27 protein-coding genes and 1 pseudogene are annotated in these 18427 nt (G+C 60.3%); 14 read left to right on the plus strand and 14 right to left on the minus strand.

Annotated features, from left to right (window positions below; all coding sequences use genetic code 11):
• Nucleotides 1–18 precede the first annotated feature (18 nt).
• Nucleotides 19–954, plus strand: a complete 936-nt coding sequence (locus FPZ61_RS14280) for an IS3 family transposase (RefSeq protein ID WP_255441665.1) — start codon at nt 19–21, stop codon at nt 952–954.
• Nucleotides 955–1249: 295 nt separating this feature from the next.
• Here the strand turns inward: FPZ61_RS14280 and FPZ61_RS14285 are convergent, their stop codons facing one another.
• Nucleotides 1250–2536 (minus strand): alpha-amylase family glycosyl hydrolase, encoded by a 1287-nt coding sequence (locus FPZ61_RS14285; protein WP_185467295.1) that lies wholly within the window; start codon nt 2534–2536, stop codon nt 1250–1252.
• Between the two features lie 593 nt (nt 2537–3129).
• On the opposite strand from FPZ61_RS14285, the gene FPZ61_RS14290 reads away from it, so the two are divergent.
• The 6 genes and pseudogenes from FPZ61_RS14290 to FPZ61_RS14315 all read left to right on the plus strand — a co-directional run bounded on the left by FPZ61_RS14290 (nt 3130) and on the right by FPZ61_RS14315 (nt 6790).
• Nucleotides 3130–4020 carry a hypothetical protein gene (locus FPZ61_RS14290; protein WP_185467294.1) on the plus strand — a complete coding sequence of 297 codons (891 nt, stop codon included), beginning with the start codon at nt 3130–3132 and terminating at the stop codon, nt 4018–4020.
• Between the two features lie 68 nt (nt 4021–4088).
• A pseudogene (locus FPZ61_RS14295) lies at nt 4089–4445 on the plus strand (transposase); the annotation flags it as partial.
• A gap of 62 nt (nt 4446–4507) precedes the next feature.
• Entirely contained in the window at nt 4508–4813 is a 306-nt protein-coding gene (locus tag FPZ61_RS14300) for a hypothetical protein (RefSeq protein ID WP_185467293.1), read from the plus strand.
• A gap of 80 nt (nt 4814–4893) precedes the next feature.
• Nucleotides 4894–5100: a hypothetical protein gene (locus tag FPZ61_RS14305; protein ID WP_185467292.1), complete on the plus strand. Its 207-nt coding sequence runs from the start codon at nt 4894–4896 to the stop codon at nt 5098–5100.
• A 452-nt stretch (nt 5101–5552) separates the two neighbouring features.
• The gene (locus tag FPZ61_RS14310; RefSeq protein WP_185474878.1) at nt 5553–6146 is read left to right on the plus strand and encodes an SHOCT domain-containing protein; all 594 of its coding nucleotides are present in this window, start codon (nt 5553–5555) and stop codon (nt 6144–6146) included.
• A gap of 290 nt (nt 6147–6436) precedes the next feature.
• Nucleotides 6437–6790: a hypothetical protein gene (locus FPZ61_RS14315; RefSeq protein WP_185467290.1), complete on the plus strand. Its 354-nt coding sequence runs from the start codon at nt 6437–6439 to the stop codon at nt 6788–6790.
• Here FPZ61_RS14315 and FPZ61_RS14320 read toward each other — a convergent pair.
• From FPZ61_RS14320 to FPZ61_RS14375, 12 genes are all read right to left on the minus strand, one after another.
• Nucleotides 6779–6961: a hypothetical protein gene (locus FPZ61_RS14320; RefSeq protein ID WP_185467289.1), complete on the minus strand. Its 183-nt coding sequence runs from the start codon at nt 6959–6961 to the stop codon at nt 6779–6781. The two genes, FPZ61_RS14315 and FPZ61_RS14320, sit on opposite strands and share 12 nt — an antisense overlap.
• Before the next feature lie 96 nt (nt 6962–7057).
• Nucleotides 7058–8275 (minus strand): tyrosine-type recombinase/integrase, encoded by a 1218-nt coding sequence (locus FPZ61_RS14325; RefSeq protein WP_185467288.1) that lies wholly within the window; start codon nt 8273–8275, stop codon nt 7058–7060.
• Nucleotides 8276–8847: 572 nt separating this feature from the next.
• The gene (locus tag FPZ61_RS14330) at nt 8848–9084 is read right to left on the minus strand and encodes a helix-turn-helix domain-containing protein (RefSeq protein ID WP_185467287.1); all 237 of its coding nucleotides are present in this window, start codon (nt 9082–9084) and stop codon (nt 8848–8850) included.
• Nucleotides 9084–9326, minus strand: coding sequence for a hypothetical protein (locus tag FPZ61_RS14335; RefSeq protein ID WP_185467286.1), 243 nt, complete (start codon nt 9324–9326; stop codon nt 9084–9086). Before FPZ61_RS14335 ends, FPZ61_RS14330 begins: the two co-directional genes overlap by 1 nt.
• A gap of 44 nt (nt 9327–9370) precedes the next feature.
• Entirely contained in the window at nt 9371–9691 is a 321-nt protein-coding gene (locus tag FPZ61_RS14340) for a hypothetical protein (protein WP_185467285.1), read from the minus strand.
• The gene (locus FPZ61_RS14345) at nt 9691–10284 is read right to left on the minus strand and encodes a hypothetical protein (protein WP_185467284.1); all 594 of its coding nucleotides are present in this window, start codon (nt 10282–10284) and stop codon (nt 9691–9693) included. Before FPZ61_RS14345 ends, FPZ61_RS14340 begins: the two co-directional genes overlap by 1 nt.
• Complete coding sequence (locus FPZ61_RS14350; protein ID WP_185467283.1) at nt 10277–10522, minus strand: hypothetical protein; 246 nt, start codon at nt 10520–10522, stop codon at nt 10277–10279. The genes FPZ61_RS14345 and FPZ61_RS14350 overlap by 8 nt, the downstream gene beginning before the upstream one ends.
• Nucleotides 10519–11265, minus strand: a complete 747-nt coding sequence (locus FPZ61_RS14355) for a hypothetical protein (protein WP_185467282.1) — start codon at nt 11263–11265, stop codon at nt 10519–10521. Before FPZ61_RS14355 ends, FPZ61_RS14350 begins: the two co-directional genes overlap by 4 nt.
• A 90-nt stretch (nt 11266–11355) precedes the next feature.
• Complete coding sequence (locus FPZ61_RS14360) at nt 11356–12075, minus strand: XRE family transcriptional regulator (protein ID WP_185467281.1); 720 nt, start codon at nt 12073–12075, stop codon at nt 11356–11358.
• Nucleotides 12076–12153: 78 nt separating this feature from the next.
• Nucleotides 12154–12318 carry a hypothetical protein gene (locus FPZ61_RS14365; RefSeq protein WP_185467280.1) on the minus strand — a complete coding sequence of 55 codons (165 nt, stop codon included), beginning with the start codon at nt 12316–12318 and terminating at the stop codon, nt 12154–12156.
• The gene (locus FPZ61_RS14370) at nt 12318–12695 is read right to left on the minus strand and encodes a VRR-NUC domain-containing protein (RefSeq protein ID WP_185467279.1); all 378 of its coding nucleotides are present in this window, start codon (nt 12693–12695) and stop codon (nt 12318–12320) included. The genes FPZ61_RS14365 and FPZ61_RS14370 overlap by 1 nt, the downstream gene beginning before the upstream one ends.
• Nucleotides 12696–12825: 130 nt before the next feature.
• On the minus strand, nt 12826–13068 hold the full coding sequence (locus FPZ61_RS14375; RefSeq protein ID WP_185467296.1) for a type II toxin-antitoxin system Phd/YefM family antitoxin: 243 nt from the start codon (nt 13066–13068) through the stop codon (nt 12826–12828).
• Nucleotides 13069–13187: 119 nt separating this feature from the next.
• Here FPZ61_RS14375 and FPZ61_RS14380 point away from each other — a divergent pair, with 119 nt between their 5' ends.
• The gene (locus FPZ61_RS14380) at nt 13188–13502 is read left to right on the plus strand and encodes a DUF1778 domain-containing protein (RefSeq protein WP_185467278.1); all 315 of its coding nucleotides are present in this window, start codon (nt 13188–13190) and stop codon (nt 13500–13502) included.
• Nucleotides 13499–13999 carry a GNAT family N-acetyltransferase gene (locus FPZ61_RS14385; RefSeq protein WP_185467277.1) on the plus strand — a complete coding sequence of 167 codons (501 nt, stop codon included), beginning with the start codon at nt 13499–13501 and terminating at the stop codon, nt 13997–13999. Before FPZ61_RS14380 ends, FPZ61_RS14385 begins: the two co-directional genes overlap by 4 nt.
• Here the strand turns inward: FPZ61_RS14385 and FPZ61_RS14390 are convergent.
• On the minus strand, nt 13996–14232 hold the full coding sequence (locus FPZ61_RS14390) for a plasmid stabilization protein (protein WP_185467276.1): 237 nt from the start codon (nt 14230–14232) through the stop codon (nt 13996–13998). The two genes, FPZ61_RS14385 and FPZ61_RS14390, sit on opposite strands and share 4 nt — an antisense overlap.
• A 203-nt stretch (nt 14233–14435) precedes the next feature.
• Here FPZ61_RS14390 and FPZ61_RS14395 point away from each other — a divergent pair, with 203 nt between their 5' ends.
• From FPZ61_RS14395 to FPZ61_RS14415, 5 genes are all read left to right on the plus strand, one after another.
• On the plus strand, nt 14436–14672 hold the full coding sequence (locus FPZ61_RS14395; protein WP_185467275.1) for a type II toxin-antitoxin system Phd/YefM family antitoxin: 237 nt from the start codon (nt 14436–14438) through the stop codon (nt 14670–14672).
• Nucleotides 14672–15181 (plus strand): type II toxin-antitoxin system VapC family toxin, encoded by a 510-nt coding sequence (locus FPZ61_RS14400; protein WP_185467274.1) that lies wholly within the window; start codon nt 14672–14674, stop codon nt 15179–15181. The genes FPZ61_RS14395 and FPZ61_RS14400 overlap by 1 nt, the downstream gene beginning before the upstream one ends.
• Nucleotides 15182–15511: 330 nt before the next feature.
• On the plus strand, nt 15512–16990 hold the full coding sequence (locus FPZ61_RS14405; protein WP_185474879.1) for a DEAD/DEAH box helicase family protein: 1479 nt from the start codon (nt 15512–15514) through the stop codon (nt 16988–16990).
• The gene (locus tag FPZ61_RS14410) at nt 16990–17487 is read left to right on the plus strand and encodes a hypothetical protein (RefSeq protein WP_185467272.1); all 498 of its coding nucleotides are present in this window, start codon (nt 16990–16992) and stop codon (nt 17485–17487) included. Before FPZ61_RS14405 ends, FPZ61_RS14410 begins: the two co-directional genes overlap by 1 nt.
• Nucleotides 17488–17737: 250 nt before the next feature.
• Complete coding sequence (locus FPZ61_RS14415; RefSeq protein WP_185467271.1) at nt 17738–18304, plus strand: hypothetical protein; 567 nt, start codon at nt 17738–17740, stop codon at nt 18302–18304.
• The last annotated feature ends 123 nt before the right edge of the window (nt 18305–18427 follow it).

Here is an 18427-nt window from a genome sequence, read left to right on the forward strand (position 1 = left end):
AGGGTTCATAGTGGATTAATGGAGCTGAACAATCAGCTTCCAAGCAGTCATCCCCTGACTGCTCCTGTTCACCCTCCTGAGAGGGTCACAGGACCTCCTGAGTTACACCACTCGGAGGGGCGCTACCTTCACCGGCTGAGTGAGGAGGAGCGCCAGCGGATCCTGCTCACCTGCAACCAGCCGGCGTACGCCTCGCTGCCGCCGGGACAGATCGTGCCGGCCTTGGCTGATCAGGGGCTCTACATCGGCTCCGAGAGCAGCTTCTATCGGGTCTTGCACCAGGCAGGACAGTGCCATCGGCGTGGGCGGGCCCGGCTGCCGCAGGAACCCCGCTCTGTGCCGCGCCTCAGGGCGGATGGCCCAAACAGGGTTTGGAGCTGGGATATCAGCTTTTTGCCCACCACGGTGCGGGGTGTGTGGCTGTATCTCTATCTGGTGGTCGACGTCTGGAGCCGCAAGGTGGTGGCCTGGGACGTGGCCGAGGTGGAGTCAGCCGAGATCGCGGCTGTGCTGGTGCAGCGGGCCTGCCTCAAGGAGCGCTATTGGCGGCCCAGGGGCTTTGGCAGCCGCCAGTGCCAGCAGCCGCCACTGATCCTCCACGCCGACAACGGCAATGCCATGCGCGGGGCGACGCTGGAATCACGGCTGGAGGAGATGGGGGTGCTCAGATCCTTCTCCAGGCCAAGGGTCTCCAACGACAACCCCTACTCGGAATCCCTGTTCCGAACGGTCAAATACCGTCCCGACTACCCCAGCCGGCCATTCGCCAGCAAAGACAAGGCATGCGAGTGGGTGGCGGCTTTTGTGGATTGGTACAACCACCGGCACCGCCACAGCGCCATCAAATTCGTCACGCCCCATCAACGCCATAGCGGTACCGCCACAGCAATCTGCCGGGAGCGAGCCCATGTCTACCAGAAGGCCCGCCAGGCCCATCCAAGACGCTGGAGCTGATCCACTCGCTGCTGGCGCCAACCCGAAGAAGTGTGGATCAACAAGCCAACAGAGGAGCCCGATCAGATCCTCGCGCTACGCTTAATTGAGGTTGCCTGAATGGTAGCCAAGGAGTGACACCTTCCCTGAAAGTCACCGTTCAGGTTCTAAGGGCTGCTTCCGGGACGTTTCAAAAGCCTTTAGTGACAATAATGGCGTGATTTGTTACTCCAGAAGTTCGGGCTCAGCGGATTTAAATCCTGTACGCACGGCGGCGGCGCTTCTCGATTCGTTGCAGTTGCCGGTTGCCTTGCCTTCACCCCCTCAGCTGTCCCATCAATTGCTCCCACTTGGTAGCTTCCACCCAAACCGAGGAGTTCTCGCGAGGGCATTCGAATTCGGCCCAGCCGTGCTCGTTTGTCCAGATGGTTTGGTCCAGCGCCTCGGTTAGATCGCGGAAGGCAACGTGCGCCTTTCCCACCGGAAGCCACTTCCGCCCGTGGTCACCGGTCGTGATGACAACGGCCATGGCATTGTCGAATCCGGTATGCCCACTAAATGACCAGCCGACAGTCTGAGCATGGTCAAAGGCGTCGTGACGGTGGCCAAAAGTGCAATTCGTGCGGGCGAGTATGTACCGCCGAATCATGTTTTCGTGGCGGAGGACGTCTACGTTCGATACAAGCGGGTAGCCTTCGTTGCGAAGGAGAACCATGGCGTAGGCCTGGGAGATAAACCAGTCGCCAATGTAGTGGCCACGATGATCCCCACCGTGCATCGACGGCTGGTCGTCATGGCTGTGTACGAATGGGACTGAATGTGTGGGCTGTTCGCTTGTGAGGGTGCGGGTGTGGAGAGAACCCATGTCGAAGCTTGTTCGCGCCTGCGAGGCCAGCACAAGCTTTCGTTGGAGTGGAAAGTCGAAAAGGCTTATCTGGCCGAGCGTCTGACCGATATACTCGTGGAGGAGGTCAATGTTCTCATCGAGGAATTCGCCGACAGCAAAAAGCGCGCGTGAGGCTCCACGCCGCATGGCAGTGAGAAAATTAAGCGTCCCCTTCGGACGAATGTGTTTAACAGCGTCGAAGCGATAACCATCGACCAGAATGCGGTCGCGAAACCAATGGCCAGATTCCTCGAGCTTCTGAACAAGCTCGAAGTTGTCGAAGTCAAGATCGCATCCTATGAGTGGATCTAGATGGGCCTCTCGGTCGAACTTCTTGCCGCTCAACGCCCAAACATCGTGATCATTCGGATGGTAGGCATCGAAATTAGCGTGATTGAAGCCGAGCCACGAAAATCCGGAATAAACGGTGGCCCGGAAGGGTACGCTGTTTTGCTGAATCGGTTCGTTCTTATTATTCTTCTTGACATGAAGGCAAAGAACGTCGTGCTCTGCCTCGCCACCCATGAGGTGATTGTGTACAGTGTCGTGGTAAACTTCAATATTTTCATTATTGAGCGCTTCGCAAGCGCCTCGCAATTCTGTCTCGTCACCGTACTTGGTGTTGTCGAAACTGAACCAGTTCTTGATACCGTAACCCACATCGCTGGGACCGCTTGCCTCAAGAGCGGGTGGGAGCCATATTCCGGTGAATCCCATAGACCTATACGAGCTCGCATCCCGAGTCTGTCTCTGCCATAGATTTAAGCCATCCTCAATTGCTGGAGAATAGTAGTTGTAGGGCTGATAGATAGTTCCACGCATGTTGTTCGCGTTAGTCGTGCTAGTTTACTGTTGGACATGGAAGGGCAGCTGCTTAAAACAACGACTTGGCACTCGGCTGAATTTGCAGTGGTTGCCATGACATAAGAATAGTCACTCGCATGCCAGCAAGCCAGTATCTGAAGCTACTTTCAAGCCATGGATCATGGATGCTAGGTATTTTCACTTGCCAGGTTTGTCGGCAGAGCAGCTCTCTGAGCCGCTGCTGTCTACGGAGCGAAGAGGAGTTGACCGGAGGTCGTTGTGTTCCCTGCCTCAGAGGTTAACGATGGGAACTACCAGAAAAAACAGACCACCCCATTCCGTAATGTTCCCTTACAGACTCAATATTCTAAATAGTCAAGTATTGCTTAATACTCTGGTGACCACCATTTCTTATATAGTAGGACTTCAAATAACCTCCCGTTTGGGCTGGCCGACTTGACAGCTGTCGAAATCTTGTTAATACATAGAAGAGGTAGCTTCTCGTTATGCAAAAACCAAATCTACAACCACGCGCGACCAATGAAGCTTTAGTCTACGAACAATGGTTGGAGAATCAGCTGAGGGAAGGATCTGGTATTGCCCCTTTCAACAGTGGAACCCCTGTAAAGATTGTAGCCGAAGGAGACTCTTGGTTTAACTATATTATAGGAAAAGATGTTGTATGGTGGCTGCGCAACCGATACAAGTATGATGTTATTGAGGTTGCCTATCCTGGCGCAACACTCAACCATATGGCTTACGGACCAGATACTAAGCAGATCGGCGATTTTGATTCCTCTAATCCATCTCAGCTTGCTGAAACAATCTATGCGATAAAACGACATCGGCCGCAGCTGATCTTGCTATCTGGAGGAGGCAATGACATCGCTGGACCAGAGTTCATTCAGATCCTTAAACACGTCGACTCTCCAGCACCCGGAATAAATCCTAAAGTTCTCGAAGGACTACTCGATTCATACGAAGAGGCATACAATACCATTATTCAATCAATAGGACATGCCTTAGATCGGAATAGTATTGACGCAAAGATAATACTTCATGGATATGATTACCCCCATCCTAATGGCAAGTCTGTTGGCATAGGACCAATTGACTTTATAGGACCATGGTTTGAAGAGCCCTTTGAATCACGTGGATACTCTTCCAAGATGATGATGCTTAGACGTGACCTTCTGCGTCAAGTAATTGATGGCTTTAATGGCCGACTCCACAAGATCTCCGACGAGTCCAATAATAATGTTATCTACTTGAATCTGCTTGGAACGCTTCCTGAGCAGAGCCAGTGGGCCAATGAACTCCATCCCACAAATATTGGATTTAAGCTGATCGCTGAAAAATTTCATTCCGCAATTACTCATTTGTCGGCGCAAGACTAAGGAAGCCCTGGAAAACCCAGCCCCATCACGGGACAGTTTCACTGTAATCACCCGCCAGAACTGGTTTGATGGGCGGCAAGCAGCTCGGATTCGGCGATTACGAGCAGACCACCGCTACGAAGCGCACCAGGCGGGAGAAGTTCCTGGCAGAGATGGACGCGGTGGTGCCCTGGCAGGCCCTGATTGCTCTGATCGAGCCCCATTACCCCAAGACCAGCAGCAAAGGAGGTCGCCCGCTCTACCCGCTGGCCACGATGCTGCGGATCCCCCTGATGCAGCAGTGGTTCTCGCTGAGCGACCCAGCGATGGAGGATGCCCTGATCGAGGTGCCGACCATGCGCCGGTTCGCCGGGATCGACATGCTCAGCGACCGGATCCCGGATGAGACGACGATCCTGGCGTTTCGGCACCTGCTGGAGAAGCACACCTGGGAGAGCAGTTTTTTCCGGAATCAGGCAAGCTGCAGACAAAACCCTGTGTTGAGCTGATGGACGATGCCGCCCGCGAGCATTGGGAGAGAATCGCCGATGAGGTGTTCGATCGGGCATTGCAGAGGGCAGAGGCCAACGCGCCCAAAGCCAACGGCTCTGCTCATGAGGTCACAGTGACAGATGCACGCTTTGCCCGGATGGCTGAACTGCAGGCCCAGTTGGAGGTGATCCTCCAAGAGCTGAGCGATCTGCAGCCTGGCAGCGTTGAACATGAAGCCGCAGTGCTGCTGCGCTACGAGCCGGTTCTTCGCGATGCGCTTGCCTTGGGCGATGAACTGACCGATGAACCGGGTGAGCCTTGATCAGTTCAGCCCCGTGCAGTCTGCGGACATCAATCAACTATGTGGAGGGACGGCTTCATCGAGAGTGCCCTGGAATTTAGATGATCGAGGGCTCCTTGCTGACCGACACCCTGGCCGGTGAGCCCGCGATCTTCCTTTCCAACTTGCGCCTGGTGGTGGGCAGCACCGCCCTGGGAAGCATTGATCCGCCCAAAGCCTCCCCCTGGGTCGAGCAACGGCACTGCCTGGAGCTGGCAACCATCCCAAAGCTGGTGGGGAGCAGGTCCTTGCCAGCAAGGTGCTGGTGATCACCGGCCTGCCGTGGCCTCCTGCACGCGGAGTTCCTGAGGATCCCCCAATCGGGGGATGCGCAACTGGTGGTGCAACTGAGATATTAAAGATAGCAAGGGAGAGCGATCTCATCACATCTGCCTCCTGCGCAGCCCAAAAAAGCAGTTCCCCTGCCTGAGCCCACCACCTCACTCATCACAACCGACCATGATGCTCACCAATCCAGGCATCAGACTCCATGCCGCTTAGGCTTTCGCCGAGCCACTTTCAACTCTGCGAATTTATCTAATCCGCTGCTGTTGGCATCACTGAGAGCAATGCACCATGTCTTGGCTCGATAATAGTGCCAAGATTTAAACAGACCAGTTTGTGATCATGGTGGATTCTCTTGGTAGTGATGGCTCAAGTCTAATTTCATGATTGCAAGGAAAGCCAGTTTCTTCATTCCACACCTATGGACGATTCTACTATGCAACCATCCAGTGCTTCTGTAGAAAGGGCCTTAACTCAAAAAGAGTTTGAAGCAATTGTTGAGCGAGCTAGGATTTACGGTCGCATAAGCAAGAAGCATCCGCCTTCAATTGAGCATTCTTCGGCTGTTGAAGGCAAGTTTGTATTGCGAGACTCAAGTGGTAAGGAGATCTTCAAAGGGAAGCCCTTGCTCAGCTCGCAGGGGGGCAGCGTTCATGGCGATCGTGCCAAGGCAGTGGCTTGGGCTCGCTCAATGGGCTACCCAGTGCCTGAGCCACCAAATGGATGCGCAACCATATTCCTTGTTGTCCTGGGTTTGTTTATGTTTATAGTTCCTGGGGTGATGGTCTTGATATGGGTTGCATTTAGTAGCCAGGCGTACGAGCGTGACATAAATGCGCTTGTGGCTCGATGGGTGGAAGCTGGAAAACCAGAACCGGGAATTAGATCCAACACTGAGAATAAGCTTGTTGAAGCTCAATCATCTGCCTCATCAACTGAGAAGCTGAAGGAGTATAAGCAGATGCTTGAGCAAGGTCTCATTACTTCAGAAGAGCATGAAGCGTTGAGAAAGAAGGCCCTTGGCCTGTAACTTGTTGCTCCCTCAAACAAGGATACGATTGCTGATGGAGTGGTGAAGGTGGAAGCGCAGCGTGCGGACCTGAGTTGGGCTGAGTGAACTGCCGTCGATTCCTGCCGAAAGCCACCCCCGCTGCCATTGCGTGCTGGTGCCTGCCTGATGCCTTGCTTCATGACTGATCGTGGGTTTATTTACAATGACTGTCAGTTCAGTGATCGAGCCAGCACATACTACGTGCAATGATTTAATGTGTGATACCTATTCGCAGGGGAGGGGCAGCCAGCCCTGCAGTGAAAAGCCGCATGCTAAAAAACACCAAACTCTTTCTAATCGTCTTCTCAGCAGTGCTTTTTGGCGGCGTCGTCCCCTTAATCTCCTACTTCTCTTGGCGTGATCACATAGCGCAGCAGACCGCTATTGCCGCAAAGGAGGCTAGAGAGCGAGAAGAGCTGTATGCGATCTGCAACCCCCGCTCAGTTAGTCCCGAGAAACACATCAAGAAGATGATTGCGTACGGGATGCCTGTTGACCAAGATGTTGAGTACCAAGTTCTTCGCCTTGCAGGTGTTCACCGATATTCTGATGCCCTGCCGCTTGTTCTCGCAGAACTCAAGAAGCACTGTGGTGAGACTGCTGAATGGAGTTCATCCGACTGAGCATTGCAACCCCGCATTCCGCAACTTCATGCCAGCGGGATTGATCATGGGCAGGTGAAGATGCGCCAGCGCTGGCGCCACTGCTCGCACGTCTTCCCCGAAGGCTTTCGCCAGATCGAGGGTCTGCAATCTGGCGTAGCTGTTCAGGTGTACTTCAAGGCTGTGATCCATCGCATCCGCCCCCTGCTTCGGGGTCTTGCCGCTGCAATTCCCTGGAGAACTGGGCGAGGAAGATCTGGCTTGTTGAACCTCTGTTGTTTCTATTGCTCATCGTGTTGTTGCCAACGGGGTATTGGCGGCTTTGTAGGCATCAGCCACGGCATCAGGCTGGAACTTCGCGTAGCTTTTGAGATGTGTATCGATCGTGTGGCCCATCGCCTTGGCGATTGATGCGACGGGGAGCCGTGCTGCATGGCTTTGCTTGGCGTACCGGTGCCGGAAGGCGTAGGGCGTCAGTTCTTCTCCGGCATGCTCCGCTTCTGTCTTGAGTTGCTGCCAGACGGTTCGGCGCTTGAGGTAGGTGGCGAGTGCTTCACCACCTTTGCCCTCCTGCCCGAGGGGTGGCCTCGCCTCGCTGATCTGCACCCTGGCCAAGAGGTTCCAGTCTTGTGGGGTGCCATCGAGGTCACGCACCAGCAGCAGATGCAGGCGGCGGGGTTGGGTCTTCTCGTGACCGCCGGTTGACTTGCGGTAGGTGCACCAGAGTTCAGGGCCATCAGTGCCGTCCTTCACCACCAGGTGGCGGAGTTCTTCTGGCCTCAGGCCATAGGTGGCAAGGAGCTGGATAGCAAACCGCCAGCGGCGGCCTGGTTCATCGTCGGGGATGCCGTCCAGCAGGCGGAGGATCTGCGCATCGGATAGTGGATAACCAATGCGCTTGGCCTTACGGGTTTCCTTGGGAACGGGCGGCGGAGTCCAGCAGGCTTTGAAATTCTGACGCTCGATGCAGAAGCGAAGGAAGGCGTAGAGGTTCTGGCGCATGATCTGACGCTGCCGTGAGCCGGGCTCCCATCGGGTTAGGACTGCGTCGCACAGCTCCGCAGCATTACTTGGCGGACGCGAGCCGATCAGCAGGGCAACAGCAGCATCAATGACTGGCCGGTACTTCACGCGCCAGGTTTTCTCGCTGGTGCGACCCTCAATTTCCATTCGTTGCTGCTTGAAGGCAGCCACGGCATCAGGCCAATCAATGAGGTGCTTGCTGCTGCTGGACTCCGCCATCTGTGCGGCGCCGATCAGGGTGCAGTCGCCTTGCCGGTAGAAGGCCCAGATGGCACGGATACGGAGCAGGGCATCGGCACACCCGGCTGGAGCCCAGGGGTAGGGGAGGGTGATGCCTTGTTTCCTACTGCCGTTGTGGGCAGGATCCCGCACCTCAAGGCGAATGGAGCCACGGGAATCGGTGACGGTCCATCCAGTGGTGGTGGAGTCGCGGACCTGGCGCCGAAAGACCGGGATCCAATCGGTGGAGGATGAACGGGCCACGTATGGCACTTGGTCTCAGGGCCTGATGCAACTTCCCACAGGCGTGGGAAATCTGCAACCTCTGGTGGATTCTGATGGACTCCGCTGGACTGAGAAGTCAATGCAGTAGGCGCATCCTGACTAGAGATTCCCGCCTATGACTAGTTGCAACCAGCTCCTTTGGGAGCACTAGGTCGCAGGTTCGAATCCTGTCGCCCCGACTGACTTTTCAGGGATTGGCCAAGGGGGATGTGAGCAAACAGGTGAGCAAATCGCCGCCTTGCTCACTTATCTGGCTCGCCCGCTCCAGTCCCCGCCTCGGAATTTGGCTCTGGCGAACCCGCAGAGTCATCGCTGATCTGTGGATCAGTGATCTGCTCAACCTCGGCCTGGGCGGGCCCTCCAGGACTGCTTGGAGCGGGGACGTGAGCAAACCCGGAGCAAAAGTCGGTGCTGGATCCGGGTGTCACCGCGCTGGCAGGACCAGGGCCCAAACAACAACCCGATCACGCAACCCGATCCCCGATTAGAGGAGAGGGGGACGTGATCGGGTTCAGGACAATGCCTGCTGATCCCATGGGGTCGCAACGCTTTTATTGCCTCAGGTGGCGCCGGCTCCAACCGGTGATGGTGGCCTCCACGTTCTCAAGGTGCCACTGCAACGGCCCACGGCCCTCGGTGCAGCCCCAGCGGCGGTAGTGCTTCCCGGGTTGCAGTACTCCCCGCAGCCGCAGCTGGCGGAGGGACTCTCGGCTCATGCCCAGCACTTCGCAGGCCTCGGCGGTGCTGATCCAGACCCGCTGGCGGGATGTCGGTGTTGGGGTGTCCATCAGCCTCCTGCCACCAGAGCGCCAAAGCGCTCGAAGGTGTTGATCAACCAGGAGCGGCGGTAGCTCTTGACCTGGCGGGGAGCACCATCGACGGACTGCTGGCAGCGGTCTGACTCGCGGTAGTCAGACCACCGTTTCTTGTTCGCCTTGCACATCGCTGTAGCAGTGACGTAGCCATCGGTGAAGCGCCGTGAGTTCGGTGTGCCGTTCCAGGAACAGGAGAGGAGGGAGAGGTGATCCATCGGGACGAGGGGCGTTGGTGGACAGGGCCAGGTCGTTGTTCTGCTCATCGATCTGGAAGCGGTGTCACGACGAAGGGAGCCCCACCGGCGGCAGTGCCGGCATCGGGGCGGAGGACGTTGGTGGCTGTGGCCGGGGGCAGCCGCGGCGGGACAGGCCCGGCGATCACCAGCAGCAGGGTGCTCAGCTGGAACACCAGGACCAGCAGCAGCAGCCGGTAGATGCACCGCAGGCTGCTCACCGTGACGGTGGTGGTGGGCCGGCGGGTGCGGCAGAAGGCCGGCAGCTGGGGTTTGCCCCTCTGGGGTTTGCCCCCCTGGGGCCGGCCGCCGCCTACGCCGCCGCGGACGCTATGGAGGTGCGTCATCAGAACGGTTCCTCCGCGTCGTCATCGGCGGCCCAGTCACTGGAGCCGGAGCCGGTGGATGTGTTGACCGCGGAGTAGCCGTCAAGCTCGTCGAAGCCGTCAGTGGGATCGACCTGCTCGTAGGGCACGAACTCGACCACCTGGACGGCCCTGGGCTGGAAGGTCATGCCGCAGCCGTTTTCTCCGTCCCAGTCGTAGATGTCGAAAGCGACGATCACCTTCGAGCCGTTGCCGATGGCGGCCCCATCCCAGGGCTGCTTCTTGGCATCGACGATGCGGGGCCCTTCCGAGAGGGAGCCGTCGCGCCGCTGGAACTGCGGGATCTTGAAGCGCACCACGGTGAGCTCGCTGGGCTTGTCCTTGTCGGCCTTCCAGGGGAAGCCCTTCTCCGCCCGGCGCTTACGGCTGCCGTGCAGGGCGATGAACTGGTCCTCCATCGCCAGCAGAAAGGCCTGGGCCTTCTCGTCGGCGTTGGGAAGGAGCAGATCACAGGTCCAGGCCAGAGGCTTGCTCCGATCGAGCTGATGGCGGGGGGTGATCAGGTGGGCCCAGCGCACCGGGGCGAGGGGCGTGCGAAACAGGTCTTTAGCCATGAGGTGAATCGGTCGACATGGGGTCTTGATCGAAGGGAGGAAGCGGTGGCAGGCCAAAGCGCTCCCGCAGCAGGTGGTGCACAGCTCCGCTGGCTGAGAGGTTGCGGGCCTCCATCAGCTCGCGGATCCGCAGATAGACATCGGTGCGCACCTGGGTCTGGATGAAGTGGCGGCCGGCCACTGAGCGGGGCTGCTCCCCATAGCGACGGGGAGGTCTTGGGCGATGGCTCGGGCTCATGCGGCTGGCGGCGAGGGAACGTTCTCCAGCGCCTGGCCCTGGACCTCCTCGAGGAAGCGCTCGATGAAGTCGCCGTGCTGCCGCTGGGTGATGCGATCACCGATCGAGCGGGCACTGCGCGGCACCTGGAAGTGCTCGCGGAAGGCATTGGTCAGCTCCCGGCGGGATGCCTGGGGCAGATCCAGCACGCGGCGGTGATAGCCGCTGATCTCCTCCGGCGTCAGGGGAAGTAAGGCTGGTTCGCCGCTCCCATCGGGAGTGCCGCCACTGCACGACTGGGCCTGGGTCTGCTGGTCTGGTGCTTCCGACTCGCCATCGGGCTCCGGCCGATCCGCAGGCACCAGCGGGCCTTCAGGCTTGTCGGCCACGCATTGCTCCACACCAGAACAGAGCTTTGCAGCCCTAGCCTGGGCGGACACGGGAATGCCCAGCAGCATGGCCAGCATCAAGCCGGTCATGTCCGCCAGATCGCCGGGTTCGTCAGCCCAGGCCTCGCTGCTGAGCTCGGCGCCGGCGGCATGCCTCACCGTGACCTGCAGCCTGGGCCGGCCGTGCTGCTCGCCCAGTTGGGCGAACCAGCCGATGCCCTGGCGGAAGGCAGGTCGGGCAGCTTCCGCGACGGCGCTCAGGTCGGGGGAGGAGATGGCGGATACCTCGGCCTGAAAGCAGGCCAGGGCGTGGGTGAGCTGTTGCTCAGGTGGGTGATGACACTGGGCCTCCAAGGGCCTGGACGGCGTGACCATGGGGATTCAGATCGGGCGGATGCCCGCTGATCCGGATCTTAGGGCTTTCCACTAGAAGCCGCATTAGCAGCGGCTGTTAATTCCTAGCCATCAGGCCGAGACTGGCTTCTTGCCCTTGCTGTTGCCGGGCTTGCGCGGCTGGCGGTTCGCGGCCTCCCACTGGTCCAGCCAGCGCTTGGGCTGATAAAAGTCCCCCTCGATCCAGAGTGGAGCGAGCTCCTCGGGCTTGTAGTCGCCAAACCCCGTGAGGACCGCATAGAAGCGTTTGCGGTGCTCCTCGCTGGCTTCTGCCGCCAGGGAGTTGAGGGCGTCGCTGGGTTCGAGACCGCAGTCGTCGACCACGCGGCGCATCTGGTTGCGCCACTTGCTTGAGAGTTCCGTGGCCTTGCGTTGGCCGATGGTGGGGGCCGGTGTGGTGCGGAAGGCATCCGGCACCTCGCGCAGACCGCAGTAGCAGGCCCAGAATTCAAGCGGCGTCCAGACCGGGCAGTCCTTGTCCCCGAGAGGAACGGCGCCCTCGAGCTTCTCCTTGATCGCCTGATCCTTCACAGAACCCCAGTCCTGGTCGGCGATGCGGCGGTTGAGTTCTCCCAGCTGCCAGAAGGCTTTCTGGCGCAGCTCGCCGGCCTTGCCTTGCTCGATCACTGAGAGGTTGCCGTAGGAGATCGTCTCGAAACCCACCTCTTCCGCCCAGCTGCAGGCGGTGTACTGGGTCCAGCCGTTGCCCCGGCGCCAGTTGAGCAGCATGCGACCGAATGCAGCGCGGTTCTCCTCCTGGTGCTCAAGCAGCTCCGCGTAGGTGACGACCACGATCTGAATTCCGAGTTCTTAGCGGGAAGCTAATACAAACTTGGCAAGCGCAGCCAGAGCCTGTCATGCCTTGGTATGTCAGGACAGGTCATCACCAAGCCTTTTGAGGATGTGCTTGGCCTGCTGGCCAGTGATCACCTTTCCTGTCTTCACCTGCAATCTCAAAGCCAGGGTGTAGGGGTGCTCGCCGGGGTGTGCCTGGGCCAGCCGCCTGAGCCGCCGCTGCAGTTCTGCGGGATCCATCAGTGTCCCAGCAGCACTTGCCTCGGGCTGCCAAGCAGCTGCTCGGCCTCCTCCACGGAGCGGCAGACCGCTGCTACGCCACCGAGCTGCCGCACGAGGCGCAGGAAAGCCCGCTGCTCCGGGCTGACTGCTCCACTGGCGGTCTTGACCTCCAGGGCGACGAACTGGGCGATCCGCTGACCCACCAGATCGGGCGTCACCTCCAGCGACCGCAGGCCGATCAGGTCGCTGCTGCCCCTGCACAGCCCGAAGCGCACGAAGCGCCCCTGCTGATCGACCAGACCGCCGGTGTTGTTCCGCCAGAGCCGCACCGCCCCGCGGCCGCAGGCCAGGCGGATGCGCTGCTGGATCTCGTGTTCGCTGGGGGAGGAGGCCACGCCTCCTGTTGCCGGGCTGGTTGTCAGCGATTGGCAGATATTGGCTGTCTTGCCAAAACGTGTCAGGTATTTGCCGAATTGCCTCGGCGGGCAATAGCTCGGTCGGCCAGCCAGCTGCTGCCGACCGAGGTCACCACAGCGCTTCTCGGCTCAACTCAGTCACCTCGGTGGCTATGCCATCGAGGATCGACGTGCGCATCCCGGGAATCGAGACCAGATGGAGGGTCTCCCAGATTGCGCGCCAGTGATCTTCCCCCAGCAGAACAGCGTTGCCCTGCTTCCCAATGATCAGCACCGGCTCGTGGGACTGCTCCACCTCGTCAATCAGGGCGTGGAGCCGCTTGCGGGCTTCTGCGGCTGAAACGGAGGCCATGGCGCTCCTGCTACCAGTCCGTGAAAGCGTATTGCTGCTGACGGTTCTGCGAAGGACCGGCGGAGATGTCATGACATTGTCGGGCGGGCAGGGCTAAGGTGGCGGAAGACGGTGCCGTGATGACCTCAGCTCCTTTGAGAAGCGAGAAGCTGGACCTGCGGCTGACGCCCGGTGCCAAGCAGACCCTGCAGCGGGCAGCCGCGGCGGCCCAGTGCAGCGTCAGTGAGTTTGTGTTGGAGAGCGCCCTGGCCAGCGCGGCCGAAACCCTGGCTGATCGGCAGAGCTTCCAGCTCGATGGGCAGCAGTGGGAGGCTTTCGTGGCCGCCCTGGATGCTCCACCCCAGCAGCATCCGCGGCTGGCGCGGTTGCTGCTGGAGCCGAGCGTGCTGGAGCGGGGTGTTGCGGAACAGCCGCCTGCTGGTGGCGCCGAATGAGCCGCTACCGGATCGAACCGCTCCAGGCCAACCATGCCTTGGAGGCCTTTGATTGTGGTGAGGAACCCCTGAACCGCTTCCTGGTCCGCTTTGCCCTGGCGAATCAGCGAGCGCGGGCCAGCCGCACCTACGTGGCGCTGGATGGCGACGTCGTCGTTGGCTTCCACACCCTGGTGGTAGGTGAGGTGAGTCCAGAGCAGGCACCAGAGCGGATCAGCAAGGGGTTGGCGCGGCATCCGATTCCGCTGATGGTGCTGGCCCGGCTGGCCGTGGCGGTTGAGCACCAGGGGAAGGGCCTTGGCGCCGCCTTGCTGAAAGACGCGATCGTTCGGACGCTGGCGGCGGCCGATATCGCCGGCATCCGCGCCATGGCGGTGCATGCCAAAGATGAACGGGCCCGAGGTTTCTACGAGCATTTCGGCTTCCGGCCCTCGCCCACTGACCCGCTGCACCTGTTCGTGCTGCTCAAGGATCTGCAGGGCATCGCCGGCGGTTAAAGGGTTGGCGAGGAGGACTCAGTCAGCTCCAGCTCCACGCCGCCGAGCAGGGCGAAGTGTGCATGGATGCGACTGCCCAGGCCCTTGCCACCTGCGGGGGGCTGCCGGGCCTCGAGGGCGGAGCGGAGGATCGTGCGGGCTTCCTCCTCCATCGATCGACCATGGCGGGCGGCCTGAATGCGCAGCTGCTCCTTGGTGTGCTCGTCGAGGTTGCGGATCGTGAGCGCGGTCATTGACGACTCTCGCTTGCGCTGACGGCAATGCTGTCAGTGCTAAGGCCTCTGACCGGGCGTAGCCATCCCAGTAGGGAGCAAGTGCTGCGCTGACGAGCGGCTGAGTCGATGGTTGGTTGTCGTGCTCGCTGGGAGAAGGCCATGCCCCCTGCTTCTGTGCCGCGCACCCGGCCTAAAGTTGGTCATCTAGGTGGTCAACGGCCATGGTGCAGGTGACGGTGGCAGAAGCCAAGACCCAGCTCTCCAGCCTTCTGGATGCGGTGGAGGCTGGGCAGGCGGTGGTGATCACCCGCCGCGGCAAGGCCATCGCCGAGCTGGTGCCGCGTTGCAGCGTCCGTGATCTGCTGCCGCAACTCGAGGCCCTGCGCGCCTCCTTGCCTGAGCAGCCGACCAGCGGCGTGGAGACCATGCGGGCGTTGCGGGATGAGCCCGGCGCCTGATGCTCTACATCGACACTTGCGTGCTGCTGGCGGTGCTGACGCCGGAAGCGCATTCCGCCACGGCGACGGCGTTTCTCGCTGAGGCCAGTGCACCGCTGGCGATCAGCTCATGGAGTGTCACTGAGCTGCATTCCGCCCTCGGCCTGAAGGTGCGCACCAAGGCCCTTACCCAGGCCCAAGCCGAGGCGGTGCTGCAGGGTTATGAGCGCAGCCTGGCGCCGGGCCTGCTGGTGCTGGAACTGGAGTCGCAGGACTTCCGCAATGCCAACGCCTGCTTGCGCGGCTGGAGCACGTCCCTGCGAGCGGCCGACGCCTTGCACCTGGCCATCGCCAGCGGCCGTGGCGCCACCCTCTGCCGCCAGTGCTTCGACCTGGGCGAGTTCATCGCCGAGCAGTACGTGCAGCTGGTGCGCGGTGCTGCTGATGATGAAGCCAAGCTCAATGCACTGGCCGGGCTCACCTCAGCCTGCAGCAAGCTGAAGCTACGGCACCTCAGCTTCGACCCCTGAGAATCACGATAATTCTCACGCCCCAGGCGGTCCACATCGGGCCGCTTTTGTTTTGACCTGGTGGGCAGGATGGCAACCCACCATCACACCACAGGTGGGCACGATTGACCCGGGGTATGGTAGCGATTCCCCAGCCGTCAGGTACCAGTCCCACCAGATCCCCAACCAATACATATCACCTATCAACCTACCTGTAGCACAGCAAGAGAGGGGGTAGGGGTTCAATTTCTGAGCGCCGCAATACACAAGACCGCCCACGAAAGTACCCTAAGCCTATGTTTCCCAGCCCGCAAATTCTCAGCTAGGGTGAGCGTAACAGATTTGTAGCTGATGGTCAGCACTGCACCTCCGGGTCCGATCCAGCAGCAGGTACTGCAGCCCAATGCGCTACAGCAGCTGATGCTGGATGTGCCGTTGGATCACATCCTCGTAGCGGCGACAGCGAAGGCAACTGGCAAGACCTTCGGCATTGTGCTGCTGGTCATCAGGGACGCCAAGATTCTCAAGGATGAGTACCACTGCCTCATCACTCGTAGCACATTCCAAGCGCTTCAAGAGCTGCAGACGCTGCTCTACAAGTATCTGACGCTGGCCTACCCGGGCACAACATGGAACGCGGGAGAGAACACGTTCCGCATTGGAGGCAAGTCAGCACTGTACGGCACATGTGAGCTGGCCTATTCCGCCAGCAGCCCGTTAGAGCAGATCAGGGCACAGAACAGGCTGCAGGGCCGCAGTAAGTGCGTGGCCATCCATGATGAGGTGGGTGTGATGCCTTCACCTGACTTCTACGACACCCTCGCCGGCATCATCAGAGCAAAGCCTGGGGTACAGACGCGGCAGGTGTTCCTGGCCAACCCCGGCGGCCCTGGGCATGTCTGGCTGAAGGAGAGGTTTGCGCTACCTGCTGGGCTACCTGGGCCGATGCAGCCAAAGCGGTTCTGGAGTGACACCTACGAAAAGTGGGTGGTGTTTGTCACGGCCAACGCCAGCATCAACCCACACATCGACTGGGAGGCGTACAAGCGCAACGTCGAGCTGATGGCCGGGGGCGACCCGGCGATGCTGGCGGCGCTGCTGGAGGGCCGGTGGGATCTCGACCTGGGCGGCAGCTTCTTCGCCAGCTGCTGGAGCCCGGCGCGGTGCCGTGTGGACATCAGGCCCGGGCAGATCAACCTCAAGACGCACAGCCCCAGGGCCTTCGTGTGCGGCGACTTCGGCTATTCGGCCCCTTCGGTGTTCTATCTGGTCATCCCGGACCCGCCGTTCATCGACTACCCGAAGGGCAGCCTGCTACTGGCTGATGAGCTGTATCTGGCGGCACCTGGTGCTGGTGGGCGGCGGGACTGGCGGAAGGGGCCGTGCCTGAGTTCAGCGGAGCAGGCTGGGGTGCTGCGGCAATGGCTGCAGCGGTGGGGTGTGGAACCTGAGGATCTGAAGGTCCTGGCGGACGATGCGGTGTTCAACCGGACGGGCAGTGAAAAGGGGTCTACGGCTGAGGACTTCAGGGCCGGCGGTGTGCGGCTGCTGCCGGCGGAGAAGGCACGCACCCCGGTGAATGTGGGCTTGTCGATGTTGAGGAACCGGCTGAAGGCCACCGGGGTGGATCACGAGCGCCCGTGGCTGATGTGGAGCGTGGCGTGTGAGGGCTTCGAGGCCACCATGCCGAGCCTGCCGACGCACCCCCGCGATGTGGAGGTGATCGCCGACGGCACCGGAATCGATCACGCCGTGGATGCGGTCAGGTACGCAGTGGCCTGGTACGGCAGCAGGTACACGAGCGGTCCCACGAACTACAGGGTCTGGTGATGGGGCTGCGTAACAGCCTCAACTGGTCCGATACCGCCCTGCTGGCCCAGCAGGAAGCCCTGGCCCGACTGGCTGAGCCTGGTATCCGTCAGCTCAACGAGAACCGCCGCAGAGAGGCCTTGAGGCTGCGTGAGCTGTGGAGTCCGCTGGCTCCTCGATGCTGCGTACGGCTCACCGAACAGGCCTCTCGCCGGCTCTATGGCGACATCGTCTACCGGCCTTCTGGCGTTGTGCCCATCGACGGAATTCTGGAAAGAGTCGAGGGTGAGCACGGCCTGATCCGTATCTTCTGGGTCTACCGAGATATCACCACCCGAGGGGGCAACAAACCCATCTGCGAGTTGGTCAGGGCTCACCGCTCAGAGATCGCAGCCAGCCAGCCGGAAGGGATCAGTGTGTGGGATGCCCGCGACATAGGGAGGGGGGCAGTTGCCCGTGCAGAGCGGCTCGAGCAGCCAAGCCCGACCCAGCCAAGCAACTACTGTTCGGAGCTCTGAACCAGCTGCTCGATGAATGTGCTCGGCGAGCAGGTGCGGCTGTGCCGAGCCGACAGAAGTTCTGGGAATAGCTGGTAATTCGTAGCGCTCATCACTGGCTTTAGAATCAGGCTGAGAACAACCCAGACATGCTTGCAACCGGAAGCTACAGCAGCCGCGTCTTCGCCCTAAGGCGCACTTCTGAGCGACAGGCTGTTGAGATCAAACAGGAAACTGTTCTGAGTTACAAGCAGGCGCTGAGGTGGCCACGATGAGCGAATACGGTGAAGCTTTGGACCTCTACGTCAAAAGCCGAGAGCAGCTGGTCCTCGAAGCACTGGAGCCTGTGGTGGTCAATGCCATCGGGAAGCTGGAAGAGCTGATCGCCGCACTGCCTGATGGAAAGCTTGACCGTGAATCGGCGCTGCAGCGACTGGTGGCAGTGAATGGGCCAGCCGAAGCCATATTGGCCCCGGTCAATGATGTGCTGGCGAGTGAACTGAGCAGGGCCTTGGCGGCATCAACGCCTGAAATCCGCCGCCGTGCTGCAGGGCGCCTGCCTGGCAGCCGCACCGATTTTCCGCAGCTGGATGCAGCGATGCTGCTGCGCGCTGTGGAAGTGGACGGCAAGAGCCTCGCGGACTGGACCAGGCGAGCCAGCCCCTCCCGCTGGATGGAGCAGCTGCTCCGGCGGGTGGAGACCGCCACCGGGGCTGGCTGGGAGCGTGACCAACGCGCTCGTGCATTGGCCAGTGAAGCGGCCGCCGCCATCGGCGCCACCGTTCGCAATGCCTTGCAGGTCACCGTGGACAGCGCCTTCTGGCAGCACGCACAGTGAGGTGGGTGCCTTTTACTGGACAGTTCTGGCCCCTGACATCGTTAACTCCGGACGGGAGGAACAGGGTTTGGTCTCAGTATAGACCTCATTGGGAGTCTTGCCTCCAAGGGAGCTATGAGGCCT

Source organism: Synechococcus sp. BSA11S (assembly GCF_014224355.1).
In the GTDB taxonomy this organism is placed as follows: Bacteria; Cyanobacteriota; Cyanobacteriia; order PCC-6307; family Cyanobiaceae; genus Regnicoccus_A.

What these genes read in the sequence shown, in the direction of transcription:
- FPZ61_RS14280 (WP_255441665.1), top strand. Translation starts at nt 19, where the DNA reads ATGGAGCTGAACAATCAGCTTCCAAGCAGTCATCCCCTGACTGCTCCT.
- FPZ61_RS14285 (WP_185467295.1), bottom strand. Translation starts at nt 2,536, where the DNA reads ATGGGATTCACCGGAATATGGCTCCCACCCGCTCTTGAGGCAAGCGGT.
- FPZ61_RS14290 (WP_185467294.1), top strand. Translation starts at nt 3,130, where the DNA reads ATGCAAAAACCAAATCTACAACCACGCGCGACCAATGAAGCTTTAGTC.
- FPZ61_RS14300 (WP_185467293.1), top strand. Translation starts at nt 4,508, where the DNA reads ATGGACGATGCCGCCCGCGAGCATTGGGAGAGAATCGCCGATGAGGTG.
- FPZ61_RS14305 (WP_185467292.1), top strand. Translation starts at nt 4,894, where the DNA reads ATGATCGAGGGCTCCTTGCTGACCGACACCCTGGCCGGTGAGCCCGCG.
- FPZ61_RS14310 (WP_185474878.1), top strand. Translation starts at nt 5,553, where the DNA reads ATGCAACCATCCAGTGCTTCTGTAGAAAGGGCCTTAACTCAAAAAGAG.
- FPZ61_RS14315 (WP_185467290.1), top strand. Translation starts at nt 6,437, where the DNA reads ATGCTAAAAAACACCAAACTCTTTCTAATCGTCTTCTCAGCAGTGCTT.
- FPZ61_RS14320 (WP_185467289.1), bottom strand. Translation starts at nt 6,961, where the DNA reads ATGGATCACAGCCTTGAAGTACACCTGAACAGCTACGCCAGATTGCAG.
- FPZ61_RS14330 (WP_185467287.1), bottom strand. Translation starts at nt 9,084, where the DNA reads ATGGACACCCCAACACCGACATCCCGCCAGCGGGTCTGGATCAGCACC.
- FPZ61_RS14335 (WP_185467286.1), bottom strand. Translation starts at nt 9,326, where the DNA reads ATGGATCACCTCTCCCTCCTCTCCTGTTCCTGGAACGGCACACCGAAC.
- FPZ61_RS14340 (WP_185467285.1), bottom strand. Translation starts at nt 9,691, where the DNA reads ATGACGCACCTCCATAGCGTCCGCGGCGGCGTAGGCGGCGGCCGGCCC.
- FPZ61_RS14345 (WP_185467284.1), bottom strand. Translation starts at nt 10,284, where the DNA reads ATGGCTAAAGACCTGTTTCGCACGCCCCTCGCCCCGGTGCGCTGGGCC.
- FPZ61_RS14350 (WP_185467283.1), bottom strand. Translation starts at nt 10,522, where the DNA reads ATGAGCCCGAGCCATCGCCCAAGACCTCCCCGTCGCTATGGGGAGCAG.
- FPZ61_RS14355 (WP_185467282.1), bottom strand. Translation starts at nt 11,265, where the DNA reads ATGGTCACGCCGTCCAGGCCCTTGGAGGCCCAGTGTCATCACCCACCT.
- FPZ61_RS14365 (WP_185467280.1), bottom strand. Translation starts at nt 12,318, where the DNA reads ATGGATCCCGCAGAACTGCAGCGGCGGCTCAGGCGGCTGGCCCAGGCA.
- FPZ61_RS14375 (WP_185467296.1), bottom strand. Translation starts at nt 13,068, where the DNA reads ATGGCCTCCGTTTCAGCCGCAGAAGCCCGCAAGCGGCTCCACGCCCTG.
- FPZ61_RS14380 (WP_185467278.1), top strand. Translation starts at nt 13,188, where the DNA reads ATGACCTCAGCTCCTTTGAGAAGCGAGAAGCTGGACCTGCGGCTGACG.
- FPZ61_RS14385 (WP_185467277.1), top strand. Translation starts at nt 13,499, where the DNA reads ATGAGCCGCTACCGGATCGAACCGCTCCAGGCCAACCATGCCTTGGAG.
- FPZ61_RS14390 (WP_185467276.1), bottom strand. Translation starts at nt 14,232, where the DNA reads ATGACCGCGCTCACGATCCGCAACCTCGACGAGCACACCAAGGAGCAG.
- FPZ61_RS14395 (WP_185467275.1), top strand. Translation starts at nt 14,436, where the DNA reads ATGGTGCAGGTGACGGTGGCAGAAGCCAAGACCCAGCTCTCCAGCCTT.
- FPZ61_RS14400 (WP_185467274.1), top strand. Translation starts at nt 14,672, where the DNA reads ATGCTCTACATCGACACTTGCGTGCTGCTGGCGGTGCTGACGCCGGAA.
- FPZ61_RS14405 (WP_185474879.1), top strand. Translation starts at nt 15,512, where the DNA reads ATGGTCAGCACTGCACCTCCGGGTCCGATCCAGCAGCAGGTACTGCAG.
- FPZ61_RS14410 (WP_185467272.1), top strand. Translation starts at nt 16,990, where the DNA reads ATGGGGCTGCGTAACAGCCTCAACTGGTCCGATACCGCCCTGCTGGCC.
- FPZ61_RS14415 (WP_185467271.1), top strand. Translation starts at nt 17,738, where the DNA reads ATGAGCGAATACGGTGAAGCTTTGGACCTCTACGTCAAAAGCCGAGAG.